General features: G+C 55.6%; 13 protein-coding genes. 3 read left to right on the top strand and 10 right to left on the bottom strand.

The genetic code is table 11. The features are described 5' to 3' along the window. Nucleotides 1-7: 7 nt before the first annotated feature. The 5 genes from proX to ACT3RR_RS20485 all read right to left on the bottom strand — a co-directional run bounded on the left by proX (nt 8) and on the right by ACT3RR_RS20485 (nt 6632). Entirely contained in the window at nt 8-1012 is a 1005-nt protein-coding gene (gene proX, locus ACT3RR_RS20505) for a glycine betaine/L-proline ABC transporter substrate-binding protein ProX (protein WP_496201033.1), read from the bottom strand. Between the two features lie 130 nt (nt 1013-1142). Beyond that, a complete protein-coding gene (gene proW / locus ACT3RR_RS20500) occupies nt 1143-2357 on the bottom strand; it encodes a glycine betaine/L-proline ABC transporter permease ProW (RefSeq protein WP_396131207.1) in 1215 nt (404 codons plus the stop codon). After that, nucleotides 2357-3553 carry a glycine betaine/L-proline ABC transporter ATP-binding protein ProV gene (proV, locus tag ACT3RR_RS20495; protein WP_185689337.1) on the bottom strand — a complete coding sequence of 399 codons (1197 nt, stop codon included), beginning with the start codon at nt 3551-3553 and terminating at the stop codon, nt 2357-2359. Before proV ends, proW begins: the two co-directional genes overlap by 1 nt. A gap of 599 nt (nt 3554-4152) precedes the next feature. Further along, entirely contained in the window at nt 4153-4872 is a 720-nt protein-coding gene (locus ACT3RR_RS20490; protein WP_496201037.1) for a response regulator, read from the bottom strand. Nucleotides 4873-4994: 122 nt separating this feature from the next. Then, nucleotides 4995-6632, bottom strand: a complete 1638-nt coding sequence (locus tag ACT3RR_RS20485) for an ATP-binding protein (RefSeq protein WP_034792739.1) — start codon at nt 6630-6632, stop codon at nt 4995-4997. Nucleotides 6633-6944: 312 nt separating this feature from the next. Between ACT3RR_RS20485 and ACT3RR_RS20480 the strand changes: the two genes are divergently transcribed. Beyond that, entirely contained in the window at nt 6945-8300 is a 1356-nt protein-coding gene (locus ACT3RR_RS20480) for a 2-hydroxycarboxylate transporter family protein (RefSeq protein WP_396131205.1), read from the top strand. 137 nt (nt 8301-8437) lie between these two features. Then, the gene (locus ACT3RR_RS20475) at nt 8438-10078 is read left to right on the top strand and encodes an ABC1 kinase family protein (RefSeq protein ID WP_496201032.1); all 1641 of its coding nucleotides are present in this window, start codon (nt 8438-8440) and stop codon (nt 10076-10078) included. Here the strand turns inward: ACT3RR_RS20475 and nrdF are convergent. From nrdF to ACT3RR_RS20450, 5 genes are all read right to left on the bottom strand, one after another. Next, entirely contained in the window at nt 10075-11058 is a 984-nt protein-coding gene (nrdF, locus tag ACT3RR_RS20470) for a class 1b ribonucleoside-diphosphate reductase subunit beta (RefSeq protein ID WP_034792655.1), read from the bottom strand. The two genes, ACT3RR_RS20475 and nrdF, sit on opposite strands and share 4 nt — an antisense overlap. Nucleotides 11059-11078: 20 nt before the next feature. Then, on the bottom strand, nt 11079-13241 hold the full coding sequence (gene nrdE, locus ACT3RR_RS20465) for a class 1b ribonucleoside-diphosphate reductase subunit alpha (protein WP_496201031.1): 2163 nt from the start codon (nt 13239-13241) through the stop codon (nt 11079-11081). After that, on the bottom strand, nt 13223-13627 hold the full coding sequence (gene nrdI / locus ACT3RR_RS20460; protein WP_034792650.1) for a class Ib ribonucleoside-diphosphate reductase assembly flavoprotein NrdI: 405 nt from the start codon (nt 13625-13627) through the stop codon (nt 13223-13225). The genes nrdE and nrdI overlap by 19 nt, the downstream gene beginning before the upstream one ends. Nucleotides 13628-13637: 10 nt before the next feature. Next, the gene (gene nrdH, locus ACT3RR_RS20455; RefSeq protein ID WP_100937547.1) at nt 13638-13877 is read right to left on the bottom strand and encodes a glutaredoxin-like protein NrdH; all 240 of its coding nucleotides are present in this window, start codon (nt 13875-13877) and stop codon (nt 13638-13640) included. A gap of 257 nt (nt 13878-14134) precedes the next feature. Next, complete coding sequence (locus ACT3RR_RS20450) at nt 14135-14566, bottom strand: carboxymuconolactone decarboxylase family protein (protein ID WP_496201030.1); 432 nt, start codon at nt 14564-14566, stop codon at nt 14135-14137. Nucleotides 14567-14657: 91 nt separating this feature from the next. Here ACT3RR_RS20450 and pdxR point away from each other — a divergent pair, with 91 nt between their 5' ends. Next, nucleotides 14658-16118 (top strand): MocR-like pyridoxine biosynthesis transcription factor PdxR, encoded by a 1461-nt coding sequence (gene pdxR / locus ACT3RR_RS20445; RefSeq protein ID WP_496201029.1) that lies wholly within the window; start codon nt 14658-14660, stop codon nt 16116-16118. Nucleotides 16119-16311: the final 193 nt, after the last annotated feature.

Raw genomic sequence — 16311 nt, 5'->3', positions numbered from 1 at the left:
GTGCGAATTAGGATTTTTTAGCTGCAGCGGCAGCTTCGGCAATCCAGCCGTCGAAAGTGGCCTGATGAGCTTTGATCCAGCCATCCACATGCTGCTGAATGTCTGCCGTTGAGGATTCGCCTTCGTGCATCCGCAGGTTTTGCGCATTCACGTCAGCCAGAGGCAGTTTGATGATGGCGAACAGCTTAGCGGCGGCCGGGTTAGCTTCGGCCCACTGTTTGTTGGCCACGATATGTTCATTGTTGACCGGGAAACCGTAGTTCTTGCCGTTAGGCAGCTTGGTGTCCAAATCTTTGTTCGAACCCGGATTCGCCGAAAATGGCACCGTCAGCCAGACTACGTCTTTGCCCGGTTTCATCTCGTTGCTCACCCAATACGGCGTCCAGGTGTAATAGAGCACCGGCTTGCCGCTTTTGAAGCGCGTCAGAGTGTCGGCGATGATGGCCGAATAGTTGCCCTGATTCTGCTGCACCGTGCTGTCGAGGCCGTAAGCCTTGAGCTGGGTGCTAATCACGTTGCCGCACTCCCAACCCGGATCGCAGCCTGCGAGGTCGGCCTTGCCATCGCCATTGGCGTCAAATAGCTTGGCGAGCTTGGGATCTTTCAACTGATCGAGGCTAGTGATGTGGTATTGATCGGCGGTTTTTTTGTCGATCAAATAACCCTGCGCCGCGCCGCTGATGAAGGTGCCCTGACGGTAGAACTTCTTGTCGCCGCCCGCGCCGTCATACATATCGACCTGCATTGGGTCCCAGTTCACCGCCATGTAGGTAGAGTCGCCGCTGGCGATGGCGGTGTAGGCGACGTTGTAATCCACCTCACCCGTCGGCTGCACGTCATAACCCAGCTTTTGCAGGGCACGATTCACCAGTTCGGTTTGGAATGATTCTTCTGGAAGCGTGCTTTGCAGCGGCTTCACCACCACGCCTTTACCCGGCAGGTCGGCGGCGAAAGCGGCAGGTGCCGCCAGTAATACGGAGAGAGCAATCGCTCTGATGTGTGTCGTGCGCATAGTGAACCCTTATTCTTTTATTAAATAATTTAAGAGTGGACTGCGTTTTATGAGGCGAAGGTGCGTTAACGCGTAGTGGTACAACTTTTATGTCTCCCGGCGGCGAACCGCCGGGATGAACAGCGAGCTGTTAGGCTTTTTTGGCGAAAGGCTTGGTCAATAAGCCAATTGGACCACGGGTAAACCAGCGATGGCCACCCTTGCTGCGGGTATCTTGCCCCATCGACTGCGTCAGGCGGTCGAGGATAATGGCGAGGATAACGATACCTGCGCCACCCACCGACGCCAGACCCATATCCAGACGGCCGATGCCGCGCAGCACCATCTGACCCAGACCGCCTACGGCGATCATCGAGGCGATAACCACCATCGACAGCGCCAGCATCAGCGTCTGGTTAATACCGGCCATGATGGTCGGCATCGCCAGCGGCAACTGCACTTTGAACAGCATCTGGCTTGGGCTTGCGCCGAAGGACTGCGAAGCTTCAATCAAATCTTCCGGCACCTGATTAATCCCGAGGATGGTCAGACGCACGATAGGCGGCAGGGCGAAGATGATGGTCACGACGACGCCCGGCACGTTACCGATACCAAACAGCATGACGATCGGCACCAAGTAGACGAACGCTGGGGTGGTCTGCATCGCATCAAGCAGGGGGCGAATGATTTTCGCCGCGCGCTGGCTGCGAGCCAGCCAGATACCGAGCGGAAGTCCTATCAACACGCAGAAGAACAGCGAGGTCAGCACCAGCGCCAAAGTCACCATGGCCTGTGACCACGCGCCGATAGCGCCAATCACCACCAGAGAAACCAGCGTGGCGACACCCATGCCTAACCCCGCCATCTGCCAGGCAATCAGAGCAAAAATAAGCATGGCGATAGGGGCCGGGAGTGACTCAAGGCCGTGTTGGAATCCACTGAGCACGAAGTCGACCGGCACGCGAATGCCCTGAAAAACCGGGCGGAAATTAGTCACCAGCCAGTCAATCCCCTCTGTAACCCAACGATCGAGAGGAATGAGCGTGGTGTGAAACGGGTCGAGAATGTTGAACTGGTCATGCTGCGCCGGGGCGACGTTCAGCCAGTCGTTGGCCTGCGTCGCCGCCTGATGGGTGGCATCCGGTGCGCTGTGGGCTGTCGTGGTTGCGGCATCGCTGCCGCCGGATGCGCCGCCCCAAGGGTCGCTGCTGCCCGCATCGGCAGGTGCCGAGGTGGCTGACTGCGCGGCGTCAACATGACCACCGCTGGCGTTGTCCGCACTCCACGGATCGACGGACGGATCGAGTTCTTGAGTGGCTGCCTGCGCGTGTTGGACGATGCTATCGTTATGAATTGAATGCTTCATTATTCGTTACCCCCTTCTTTGTCCAGAGCACGAAGTAGCATGGCTTTGGAAATAATACCGATATAGTTATTGCTCTCATTGACCACCGGCACGGCGTACGGCGCGGCGGCAACGTGAGAAATCAGTTCACTGAGCGGCATGTCTGCCTGCACCGGTGCCGGGAACTCCAGCAGGGCGGACTCCAGTGAAAGATTGGCTTTTAGCGCGGTTTTCAGTGAGTCAATCGACACAACGCCGATAAAGCGTTCACCACGTTCCAGCACATAACCATATTCGCGGTCTGCATCTTCCAGCAGCTTGAGGGCTGCCCTCGGACCAAAACCGGGGGTTTTACGAATTAATGTCCCGCGACGGCGGGCGATATCTTTGGCGCTAAACACCTGACTGATGTCCACGCCGCGGAAGAAGGTGCGCACATAGTCATTGGCCGGATTATTCAAAATCTCTTCCGGCGTGCCGACCTGCACCACTTCGCCGCCCTGCATAATGGCAATACGGTCGCCAATACGCATGGCTTCGTCGAGGTCATGGGAAATAAACACGATGGTGCGCTGATGCTGGGATTGCAGCTTCACCAGCTCATCTTGCATCTCGGTACGGATCAGGGGATCGAGCGCGGAGAAGGCCTCATCCATCAGCAGAATGTCGGGGTTATTCGCCATGGCGCGGGCCAGGCCAACGCGTTGACGCATACCGCCGGACAGCTCATCGGGATAAGAGTTAGCGTAATTTTCCAGACCAACCTGACGCAGAGACTCGAGGGCTTTTTGGTTGCGCTCCTCGGTTGGCACGCCAGCCAGCTCCATACCAAAGGCAGTGTTGTTCAACACGGTCAGATGGGGCATTAGGGCGAAGGATTGGAAAACCATACTGATTTTGCTGCGGCGAACCTGGCGCAGTTTGGATTCGGAGATCTTGGCGATGTCTTCGCCGTCAATCAGCACTTCACCGCGGGTGGGTTCTATCAGACGATTGAGAAGGCGTACCATAGTGGATTTACCGGAGCCGGATAATCCCATGATGACGAAAATCTCGCCTTCTTCAATGGCCAGACTGGCGTTTTTGACACCCAATGACAGCCCGGTTTTCTCAAATATTTCTTCTTTACTCTTGCCGGAATCTATCAGCTTAAATGCGCGCTCAGGGTGCTCGCCAAATACCTTATACAGGTTCTTTACTTCGATTTTAATTGTCATGCAATGTGCATTCCTTGGAAAGAAATAGCCATCGGCTATAAATGGGTCTAGTTGTGTTTGAAATCTATAGAATCTACTTAGTACGCAAAGTACGGAAATATCGAACGGTTTACACCCTACCACAATGAGAGTCTGAGACAAGTCTCAATCTTTCTGAATAATATTCCTCGGTGCACTCCCCTGTGGCTAATTTGGCGCGAAATTTTGTTGGGGTTTTTTGTTATTTCACGTCAATTATCAGCTGTTTTCTGCATGAATTAGTGCAATGAAATCACAGGTTTTTTTGACTATTTCCGCATGCTGAGATAATTATTATATTGGATTCAATTTATTGATTTTTATAGGTTTAATTGTTGTATTGTTTTTGTGGTTTATGTACAGGATAATATTCTGTTAGCGCAAGATAGAGATATTTCAAGGGGTTTTGTCATTTGGGTGAAATAGTCATTTCGCTAACAGGCTGAGAAGAGGTGGAAATCTGCTGAAGAAAAAATGTGTCGGCTGGGAATAATCCACGGATGTCGGTGGAGAATCTGTCGAAATGTAACGAAATTGTGTCAGTGAGACGCAAAAATTATCCGGCCCTTGAGCCGGATAATTTAGTCATGAACAGGGGCCTGATCTTCGCGGAATATCAGCCGGTAGAGCCGTCGCGGGTGGCCAATATTTCCATACTGCATTTCCACCGCGATAAAGCCAATTTCCACACAATATTCCAGATATCGCCGCCCGGTGGTTTTGCTAATTCCCACCTGTTCCACCACCTGATCAACTGACCAATTGCGGTCCGGCTCGGCGATAAACACCCGGCGAACCAGCTCCAGCGTATTCGGCTCAATGCCTTTGGTCGCAGGGGTTGTGGGCATATCGGTGGCGGGCAGGTTATATAGCCTGTCGAGGGCCTGTTGGTCGAGCACCTTCACATTGCGCAACTGATGCACAAACTGCAAAAAGCGCTCGAGCGAATTGCGCAGGCGCTGGAAAGAGACCGGCTTGATGATGTAGTCAAACGCGCCATAGCGCATCGCCTGACTGCAGGTATTCATGTCGCTGGCGGCGGTGATGAAAATCACCGAGCAGTCGAGGCTTTTCAGCAGCGCGCTGTCGATAAGCTCAATGCCTTGGCCGTCCGGCAGATAGTTGTCCAGCAGCACCAGCCGTGGCCGGTAGAGTTGCAGCTGAGTTCTGGCCTGCGCCAGCGTGGCGGCGATGCTCACCACTCGCAGATTGAAGTTTTGCTCAATAAAGTCACGGTGCAGGCCGGCCAGATAAGGCTCGTCTTCGACAATCACCACGTCCAGCGCGCTGCCGTTATTGATACTGCCCCCGTTGTTGAAACTACTTTTGTTCATCGTGTTTCCTGACATGCTACATAAAGTAGGGTAGGTCATGATTTTCTTATTAAAATAGTGCACTTAGCGCTGTTCCAGTCTGTCAAATTTTAGCTGTTGCTGCCCGGCGGTTTCGGATTGGGAATAAACAGTGAGAACACCGTACCCCGCGGCTGATTGTCTGAAATCTCAATCATGCCCTGCGCCTGATGCACATAGCTGGCGACCACATATAGCCCGATGCCGTGCTCCCCGCCGGTTTGGTCAGCCGAGGAGAGCGGCTTGGTGGTTGCGCCCTGTTCGAAAATACGCGGACGGATCTCCGCCGACAACCCCGCGCCCTGATCCGCCACTTCAATCAGCAGCTCGTCATTGCGGTCAGTCAGGTAGAACTCTACCGGCTGATGCGGCCCCGGCGCGGCCAGCGTGGCGTCTACCGCGTTATCGATCAGATTGCCGATAATCGACATCAGCTCCGACTCGCTCAACGCGGCGGGCATACGCTGAAGCTGGCATGCGGGGTCGAAGGTCAGTTCAATGCCTTTTTCCCGCGCGCTGGAGTATTTCCCTAACAATAAACCGCAAATCGTCGGCGAGGCAAAGCGCTCTGAAACAAAATCCAGCACTGCCTGCGCCCCTTCGGACTGCGCCTGAATGTAGCCCATTGCCTCGTCATAGCGTTTCATCTGCAACAGGCCGGCCAGCGTCGCCGTCCAGTTAAGCTGCTCGTGGCGCATGATACGCAGGTTGTCAGCATAGCGTTTCACCTGACTGAGCTGGCTGCTGAGGGTGTTGATGTCGTTTTTATCGCGGAAACTGACCACCCAGCCGATCTCCGATGACGGGCCTAGCTCAATGCGCACCCGGTTGACGATCACCTGCCGCTGATTAAAACGCGTCACCTCATCGTGGCTGTTGGGCGTTTCGCGGTCGCCGGTGAAGAACTCCGCGCCGGTGTGGATGATGTCGCGGATGTGCTGGCCGACCAACAGGTCTTCCGGCTGGTGGATGTCCAGCAGCTCGCGGGCGGCGTGGTTGATAGACAAGATCCGCTGCTGGTGATCAATGGCGATCACCCCTTCATAAATGGCTTCCAGCAGCGCCTTCTGTTGGCGAACTAATAGCGCAATCTCTTTTGGCTCCAGCCAGAACATCTGTTTCTTGAGATTCTTACTGAATAACCATGAGAAAAGAAACAGCAGGGCTAATAGCAGAATGCCGGACAGGGCGGTCTGCGCCAGCAATTTCACCGTGACGTCATCAATGTATGAAATCAGGTATCCGACGGAGACAATGCCGATGACTTTATTATTGGCGTCTACGATTGGCGCTTTACTGCGTAAAGAGATTCCGATGCCGCCCTGACGCACGGTAATAATGGTTTTTCCCTCGAGCACTTCGGCGTTATCCCCGCCAACCAGTGGTTTACCGAGGCGTTCCGGCGACTGCGAATGGTACAGGTGGTCGGCATGCACATCGCCAATTACGATATAACTGGCATCGCTTTTCGCCCGCAGCGGCGCGACCAGTTTTGCCACTCCCGCGCTGTCTTCGGCCTCGACGCGCTCAGCCAGGCCGGGCATCAGGGCGATTTGAGAAGCCTGCACTTTGGCGCGGCTGCCCAAATCTTTATGCAGTTGTTCATCCACGGTGCGGAATAAAAGTAGCCCGAGTACCGCCAAAAGCACGCAGGAAAAACCCACCAGAGAGAGAAAGAGCTTTATTTGAAAGGTGAATCGTAATCGCATTCTGGCAGCCACCAAGTAAACAGAGAATAAGCCTAACATGGCGTTTTCAGCGGCGTCATTCCCATCGCGCGGTGTTGTGAGGAAATACGCAACTGCCGTGCGCCGCGGGGCTTAATAGCCACAATAATAAAAAGGCTAAAGGCGCGATTTACTACAAAGCTGATAAGCTTTGCAGCCTAAGTAACATTAACGCCATTAAAACCATTACAACCTTTAAATCAGCGATTTTAATTTGAACAGCCTCACAACGATGCGGGGTCGCTATTTTTTATCCTCATTACTAATGAAGTTTTAAAGCATGAGGAAAGTATTATGAGCACCACTGATGATTCCTACGTTGTTGTGAAAAAGAAGGAAACCCCGGCCGTTTCTGCCAAGGAGCGCTGGTGGCATATCTTGGATAACTACAAGATAGGGATCATTCCGCTGCCTTTCTTCCTACTGGCGGGCGTGCTGATTCTGCTTGATTGCCTGAATGGCAAACTGCCGAGCGATATCGTGGTGATGGTGGCGACGCTGGCCTTCTTCGGCTTTGCCTGCGGCGAGTTCGGCAAACGCCTGCCTATCATCGGCAAGCTGGGCGCAGCGGCAATCTGCGCCACCTTTATTCCTTCCGCGCTGGTGCACTACGGCCTGCTGCCGGACGTGGTGGTCGACTCGACGGTCAAATTCTATAAATCCACCAACATTCTCTATCTCTACATCTGCTGCATTATTGTCGGCAGCATCATGAGCATGAACCGTCAGGTGCTGATTCAGGGCTTCCTGCGGATCTTCATCCCAATGCTGTGTGGCGAAATCGTCGGCATGGTGGCCGGGCTGGCGATGGGCATGGCGCTTGGCCTGCCGCCGTTCCAGACCTTCTTCTTCCTCATTCTGCCGATCATGGCCGGTGGCGTGGGCGAAGGTGCCATCCCGCTGTCGATGGGTTATGCGACCATTCTGCACATGGAGCAGGGCGTGGCGCTGGGCCGCATTCTGCCTATCGTGATGCTGGGTGGTTTGACCGCTATCGTGCTGGCGGGCGTGCTGAACCAAATCGGTAAACGCTACCCGCACCTGACTGGCGAAGGCCAGCTGATGCCAGCGAAAAACGGCCTGATTGGTCACGGGTTGGAAGAGTTCAAAGGCAAGCCTGACGTCAACGCGTTGGCCTGCGGCGCGCTGCTGGCGGTGCTGCTGTACATGGTGGGGATGCTGGGGCAGCGCCTGATTGGCCTGCCTGCGCCGGTCGGCATGCTGTTCGCGGCGGTGGTGGTGAAACTGCTGAACGGCGTGTCACCGACCATTCAACAAGGGTCGATGACGGTGTACAAATTCTTCCGCACGGCGGTGACTTACCCGGTGCTGTTCGCGGTGGGCGTGGCTATCACCCCTTGGCAGGAGCTGGTTAACGCCTTCACCATTTCGAACCTGTGCGTGATTGTGACCACGGTCTGCGCGCTGGTCGGCACAGGCTATTTTGTCGGCAAGAAAATCGGCATGCACCCTATCGACGTGGCTATTGTTTCTTGCTGCCAGAGCGGGCAGGGCGGCACCGGCGACGTGGCTATCCTGACCTCGGGTAACCGCATGGCGCTGATGCCCTTCGCGCAAATCGCCACCCGCATCGGTGGCGCGATCAACGTGTCGGTTGGCCTGCTGGTTTTGGCGAAATTCTTCGCCTGATTGCTCCTTGTGCGTCACCAAGGCCCGGTTAATCACCGGGCCTTTTTCGTTTTAGCATTCCGCCGTTTATGCCACGCGGTGCGCTACACTGAGAGTATGAAATTTGCCGCAACCACACTTCAGGGACGGAGCTGTATATGTTGAAAATGATGTACGTGACGGTGCGTGACCGCGCCAGACTCAAGCAGATCACCGAGGTCTTAATTCGCTACGGTTTGCAGGATTTACTGGCTATCGTGGGCTTGGGCGGGCTGGTGAAATCGCGCCTGGCCGCCAATGATGAGGCTGATATCCAGACTATGCCGCAGAGGCTGCGCGCCGCGCTGGAGGCCCTCGGACCGACCTTTGTGAAGTTCGGGCAGATACTGGCGACGCGCTCCGACCTGCTCGACCAGCGTTGGATTGACGAGCTGGACAAGTTGCACAGTCAGGCGCAGTTTCTGCCGTGGGAAGCTATTCGCGATCAGGTGAGCCGCGACTTAGGCGGCGACCCGCAGCAGGTTTTCGCCCAGTTTGATTTAGAACCTTTGGCGGCGGCCTCCATGGCGCAAATCTACCGCGCCCGGCTGCACAGTGGGGAAGAGGTGGTGGTTAAAGTTCTGCGGCCTGAGCTGGAGAAAACCATTCGGGCCGACCTGCGCCTGCTGGACTATCTGGCGGATACCGCCGCCGAGCAAAGCCCGATGATGGCGCGTTTCCGCCCGCAGCAGATTGTCAGGACGCTGGAGATTGCCCTCAACCACGAATTAGATCTCAGCCACGAAGGCTACAACTGTCGGCAGATCGGCGACTATTTCCGCGATCGGCCGGAGATCGTCATTCCCAAAATTTACACCCAATTCTCTTCCCCGCGCCTGCTGGTGCAGCAATATTTGCCCGGCGTTTCGCCTTCTAATCAGGCCGATTTGATCGCCGCAGGCTTTGATCGCCCGCTGCTGGCGCGGCGCGGGGCCATCGCCTTTATGAAAATGGTGCTGGATCTGCGCCTCTACCATGCCGATCCCCATCCGGGGAACCTGATGGCGCTGGCGGGGGATAAAGTCGGTTTTATCGATTTCGGCATGGTCGGCAGCCTCTCCGAGCGGCGGCGCAACCAGCTGCTGCTGTTGCTGCACGCGCTGGTGGAGCGCGACACGGCAGGGATCGTCAACACGCTGGTGGCCTGGACCGACACCGACGCGGTGGATTTGATGGACCTAGAGCTGGCGGCGCAGAACTTCTTTGACCGGCAGCTTTCTGCCCCGATGACCCTCGGCGGCGCGTTAACCGATTTCCTGCTGATGGCCCGCGAGCATCAGCTGATCCTGCCGTCCGATCTGGTGCTGCTGTTCAAAGCGCTGATCACCGCCGACGGCGTCTTGCACCGGCTCGATCCGCAGTTTGATATTGTCGCCACGCTGCGCCCGATGCTGGAAAAAATGATGCTGCAGCGCTTCTCGCCGGAGGCGACGCGCCAGCGTCTGGTGAACTTGGGGATTGAAGCCGTGGAGGCCAGCGAGGAGCTGCCGCAAACCCTGCGGCTGATCACCCAGCGGCTGAAAAGCGGCAGGCTGCACGCCGGGGTGGAGATCAAAAACCTCAATGAGCTGAGCCGTTCGCTTGAACGCGCGGCCATTACGCTGGCGATAGCCATCGTCACCGCCGCCTTTGCGCTGGGCATCGCGCCGTATTTGATGAATTCGACCGTCAATCTATGGGGAATTCCGTTGTTCCCACTGTTGGGAACAACGGTGTGTATCGCGGGGTTGGTGCTGTTGGTGCTAAGACTGCGGCGTTAGAAGTCCCAGTCTTCGTCTTCGGTATTCACCGCCGTGCCAATCACGTAGGACGAGCCGGAGCCGGAGAAGAAGTCGTGGTTTTCATCGGCGTTTGGCGACAGGGCTGACAAGATGGCCGGGTTGACATCCGCCATGCTGGCCGGGAAAAGAGCCTCATAACCCAGATTCATCAGCGCCTTATTGGCGTTGTAGTGCAGGAACTTCTTCACGTCCTCGCTCCAGCCCACGTCGTCATATAACTCTTCGGTATAGCGAATTTCGTTGTCGTACAGATCCTGAATCAGATCAAACGCCTGCGCTTTGATCTGCCGCTGGCGCTCTTCGCTTTCCAAAGCCAAGGCCTTCTGGAACTTATAACCAATGTAATAGCCGTGCACGGCTTCATCGCGAATGATCAGGCGGATCAGATCGGCGGTGTTGGTCAGCTTGGCGCGGCTGGACCAGTACATCGGCAGATAGAAGCCGGAGTAGAACAGGAAAGATTCGAGGAACACGCTGGCGACTTTCTTCATCAGCGGATCTTGCCCGTCATAGTAGGAGAGAATGATCGCCGCTTTGTTTTGCAGCGCGACGTTCTCTTCGCTCCAGCGATAAGCTTCGTCTACGTCCGAGGTGGCGCACAGCGTGGAGAAAATCGAGCTGTACGAGCGGGCGTGTACCGCCTCCATAAAGCAGATATTGGAGTACACCGCCTCTTCGTGTGGTGTGACCGCGTCTTTCATCAAGGTCGGCGCGCCCACCACGTTTTGCACCGTGTCGAGCAGCGTCAGGCCGGTAAACACGCGGATAGTCAGCTGCTTCTCTTTTGGACTCAGCGTGGCCCAAGAGGGAATGTCATTGGACAGCGGCACCTTCTCCGGCAGCCAGAAGTTGGAGGTCAGGCGATTCCACACCTCCAAATCTTTATCATCCTGAATCTTGTTCCAGTTGATAGCTTTGCTAATTGGCTGCGGAACTAATAATTGTTTTACTGCGCTCATTTTTAAGTCCTTTCAATCGATCACAGTGTGCAAGACACGCAACCCTGAACTTCAGTCCCGGCCAGCGCCATCTGGCGCAGACGGATGTAATAGATGGTTTTGATGCCTTTACGCCAGGCGTAAATCTGCGCTTTGTTGATGTCGCGCGTGGTGGCGGTGTCGCGGAAGAACAGCGTCAGCGACAGCCCCTGATCCACATGCTGCGTGGCTTCGGCATAGGTATCGATGATCTTTTCCGGCCCAATCTCATAGGCATCCTGATAGTAATCAAGGTTGTCATTGGTCATAAACGCTGCCGGATAGTAGACGCGGCCAATCTTGCCCTCTTTGCGGATCTCCACCCGTGAAACAATCGGGTGAATGCTTGAGGTCGAGTTATTGATGTAAGAAATAGATCCGGTCGGCGGCACCGCCTGTAAGTTCTGGTTGTACAGCCCGTGCTGCATCACCGAGGCCTTCAGCGCTGCCCAGTCTTGGGTCGTTGGGATGTGAATTCCCGCCTCGCTAAACAGCTCGCGCACGCGCTCGGTTTTCGGCTGCCACTTGTCGGCCTGGGCTTCATCGACATATTTGTCGAAGTAGCTGCCGCTGGCGTAGGTCGAATCCTCGAAGCCTTTAAAACGCTGGTTGCGCTCAATTGCCAACTGGTTGGAGGCGCGCACCGCGTGATAAGCCACGCTGTAGAAATAGATATTGGTGAAGTCCAAACCGGCTTCTGAACCATAGTAAATGCGTTCGCGACACAGATAGCCGTGCAGGTTCATCTGCCCAAGGCCGATGGCGTGGGAGTCCTGATTGCCCTGATCGATAGAAGGCACCGAGCGGATGTTGCTCATGTCGGACACCGCCGTCAGCGCGCGAATAGCCATTTCTACCGTGTTGCCGAAGTCCGGCGAGTCCATCGCCGAGGCGATATTCAGCGAGCCGAGGTTACAGGAGATATCTTTCCCCACCTGCTGATAAGAGAGATCTTCGCCATAAATTGTCGGCGTGTTGACCTGCAAAATCTCCGAGCAGAGGTTACTCATGTTGATGCGGCCTTTGATTGGGTTCGCGCGGTTCACCGTGTCTTCAAACATCATGTACGGGTAACCGGATTCAAACTGAATCTCTGCCAGAATCTGGAAGAACTCGCGGGCGTTGATCTTGGTTTTATGGATGCGCTTGTCGTTAACCATTTCACGGTATTTCTCTGTGATGCTGATTTCAGACATCGGCACGCCGTAGACCTTCTCCACGTGATACGGCGAGAACAGGTACATATCTTCATTGTTCTTCGCCAGCTCAAAGGTGATATCCGGGATCACTACGCCAAGAGAGAGGGTTTTGATGCGGATCTTCTCGTCGGCGTTTTCGCGCTTGGTATCAAGGAAACGCAGGATGTCCGGGTGGTGCGCGTTGATATACACCGCGCCCGCGCCCTGACGCGCGCCAAGCTGGTTGGCGTAGGAGAAGGCGTCTTCCAGCATCTTCATAATAGGAATGACGCCGGATGACTGGTTCTCAATGCGTTTAATCGGCGCGCCGACTTCACGGATGTTGGTCAGCATAAAGGCCACGCCGCCGCCGCGTTTGGACAGTTGCAGCGCCGAGTTCACCGAGCGACCAATCGACTCCATGTTGTCTTCGATGCGCAGCAGGAAGCAGGAGACCAGCTCGCCGCGCTGCTTTTTGCCGCAGTTGAGGAAAGTGGGCGTGGCAGGCTGGAAGCGGCCAGAGATGATCTCATCCACAAAGTGCCCGGCGAGGGCGACATCGCCCTGAGCCAGCGTCAGCGCCACCATGCACACGCGGTCTTCGTAACGCTCAAGATAGCGTTTGCCGTCGAAGGTTTTCAGCGTGTAGCTGGTGTAATACTTGAAGGCCCCCAGAAAGGTCTGGAAGCGGAATTTTTTGGCATAAGCCTGTTTAAACAAACGCTTAATGTCTTCGAAGGCGTACTGATCCAGCACCTGCGCTTCGTAATAACCTTCTTCCACCAGATAACGCAGCTTTTCCGCCAAATTGTGGAAAAACACCGTGTTTTGATTCACGTGCTGCAGGAAGTACTGGCGCGCCGCAAGCCTGTCTTTGTCGAATTGGATACGGCCTTCGGCATCGAACAGATTCAACATCGCGTTCAGAGCGTGATAGTCCGGGCTGCTGGTGTCTGCCTCGGTAAGACTCATTTCTGTCGTTGCCAAAATTCAGTAACTCCCTGTGTAACCTTTGCAACGTCTTCCGGCGTACCCAGTAATTCAAAGCGATACAGGTAAGGCACCTGACACTTTTGGGCGATGATGTCACCGGCAATACAATACGCTGCGCCGAAATTAGTGTTTCCGGCGGCGATAACGCCGCGGATAAGTGAACGATTGTGTTCGTCGTTCAGAAAACGAATGACCTGCGTGGGCACTGCGCCCTTGGCTGAGCCGCCGCCGTAACTCGGCACCACCAGAATGTAGGGCTGAGTGACGCGTAACTTCTCTGGCTGGCGGTCAATCGGAATTCGAATCGCCGGCAGGCCTGTTCTGCCGACGAAACGATGAGTGTTCTCTGAACTACTGGAAAAATAGACCAACGGATTCATCCGCCTGGCCTCAGAACGCAGTTTGCAGTTGGCGCAATTCGCTGATTTTGTCTGGGCGGAAGCCAGACCAGTGATCGTCACCGGCCACGATCACCGGCACTTGCTGATAACCCATGGCGCGAACCTGACCCAGTGCTTGCGCATCCTGCGTTAAGTCGATGACTTGGTAGGCAATGCCTTGCTTATCTAAAGCGCGGTAGGTGGCGTTGCATTGGACACAGTCTGGCTTGCTGTAAATAATAATGCTCATGATTCGTATTCCCATCCATAATGAAATCAGAGACAATTTTTGCCCGGTCGCTGTGGCGATGGCTTCAGCAGTTAGGGGGCGCGGGTGTCGGTGCTTTAGTCGCGTCCCGACGAATTGAATACTAGATGTGGTGATTTAAATTATCAACCATACAATATGTAGATATTTTAATTTTGCTTATTGCAAAAATGACAAAGCCCGCTGGGTGCGGGCTGAAGAGGGTGAGATTATTTTTTAAGCAGAGATTAACGGGTCATTTATTGACGCATCCCCACCGCAAGACGGTTAAACGCATTCATCAGACCAATAGCAAAAGTCAATTCAGAGATTTCAACGTCGCTAAATTGCGCCTTTAATGGCTCATAATCGCTATCCGCTGCGCCGGTGGTAGCAATCAGCGTCAGGCTCTCTGCCCATGCCAGCGCCGCGCGCTCCTGTTCGGAATAGGCGTGGCTGACACGCCATCCCGCCAGTTGATCCAATTTTCCCTGTGGGTATTCCGCCTTGCGCAGCGCCTTCGCGTGCATATCCAGACAGTAGGCACAGCCGTTGATTTGCGATACGCGCAGGAACACCAGCTCAATGATGATGTTGTCCAACGGGCCTCTCTCCAGCGCGCCGAGGGCGGCTTTCATCGGTTCCATCACGCTGGCGGACAGTTGGTAGTAAGGCAGGCGAAGCTGGGTCATGTTGATCTCCTCTTGGGTTGATAAGAGATACTTTAGCCGCTGCATGGACTATACTACAGAGCCATAAAATCACTTTTTGATAGGGCCATGAATGTCCGCGTTTTCGGCTTCCTTCCAGCTCGATCCCCAGCTCTCCGCGCCACTCTATCGGCAGATTTATCAGCGCTTTAAGCAGGCCATTATGCAGAATCAGCTACAGGCCGGAGAGCGCGTGCCCTCGGCGCGCAGCCTGGCGAGCGAGCTGGGCGTCGCCCGCGCCACGGTGGATAACGCCTACGGCCTGCTGATGGCGGAAGGCTTTTTGCAGAGCCGCGGACAGGCGGGGACGCGCGTCAGCCTGTCGCTGCCGACCCTTTCCTCCTTACCGGAGCGCGTCCCCGAGCCGCCGCGCTTTACGGTTAACCCGATGTTGCCCAACAGCCGGTCTTTTCCTCTGGAACTTGGCCTGCCGGCGCTTGACGCTTTCCCGCGCGCTATCTGGTCGCGCATCGTGGCGCGGCAAATTCGCCATACGCGAATCGAGGATCTCGGCCACGCGCCGCTCAACGGCGATGCCGCTCTGCGCCATGAAGTAGCGGCCTACTTGCAGTTGTCGCGCGGCTTCTCTTGCCGACCGGAGCAGGTTTTCATCTGCTCGGGCTACGCGGCGGTGCTGGATTTAGTCATAGGTAGCCTAATGCAGCCGCAGGACGGCGTTTGGCTGGAGGACCCCGGCTATCCGGTGACGCAGGCCTTTTTCCGCGCGGCGGGTGCCACGCCGATGGGCATCCCGGTGGACGGCGAGGGGATGGACATCGACCACGCCGTTCAGCACTTCCCGCAGGCGAAATTTGCCGTGGTCACCCCCGCGCACCAAAGCCCAATGGGCGTATCACTCAGCCTGTCGCGGCGCATGGCGCTGCTCGACTGGGCCGCCAGCCGTGAGGCGTGGATAATCGAAGACGACTATGACAGTGAGTTTCGCTATCAGGGCCAGCCGCTGCCGTCGCTGAAAAGCCTCGATGCTCGGGGGCGGGTGATTTACGCCGGGACCTTTAGCAAGGTGATGTTCCCCGCGTTGCGCCTCGGCTATGTGGTGGTGCCGGAAAAGCTGGTGGATAAGGTCAGTGATTATTGCCATTTGCGCGGCTGTGCCAGCCCGAGGCTGATGCAAACCGGCGTGGCTGAGTTTATCGCGCAGGGCCATTTTTATCGCCATCTCAAGCGTATGCGCCAGCTGTACGTCGAGCGCCGGGCCTTTTTGACTCAGGCGCTGGCGGCGCGTTTTCCACGCGACCAGCTGTGGGTTAATCCACAGGCCGGGGGGATCCAGCTGTGCGCCAATTTGGCCGCCAGCTTCGACGATGCTGCCATTGCGCGCCACGCCCGCTCGCAGGGGCTGGCCATTCAGGCGCTGTCAGATTGGCAAGTGGAGCCGAGGAAGAAGGGCGATGCGCAAAGGCCAAATGGCTTACTGATGGGCTTTCCCAATATTCTCAATCAACAGCAGGCCGACAAGCTGGTCGATAAATTAGCGGCGATTTTGATTGAGAGCGCGGAGAGGTTCCCCTAAATAATTCGAATGGATGGAAGGCGGCAAACGAAGGAATCCCGATGAGCTGACATGTGTCAGTGATTCGGGTGATTGAGTGAAGCCACGCATCAGCCATTTGAAGTATGACGGGGAAATAGAAAACGGGGCCAATATTAAATTAGCCCCGCTTCTAAGCGGAATAATGAGGGGGTCAACTTCCGCTCAGGTGCTG

The sequence above is a fragment of the Ewingella sp. AOP8-B2-18 genome, assembly GCF_052376015.1.
GTDB lineage: Bacteria > Pseudomonadota > Gammaproteobacteria > Enterobacterales > Enterobacteriaceae > Ewingella > Ewingella allii.
This window is presented reverse-complemented; position numbering and strand designations above follow the sequence as displayed.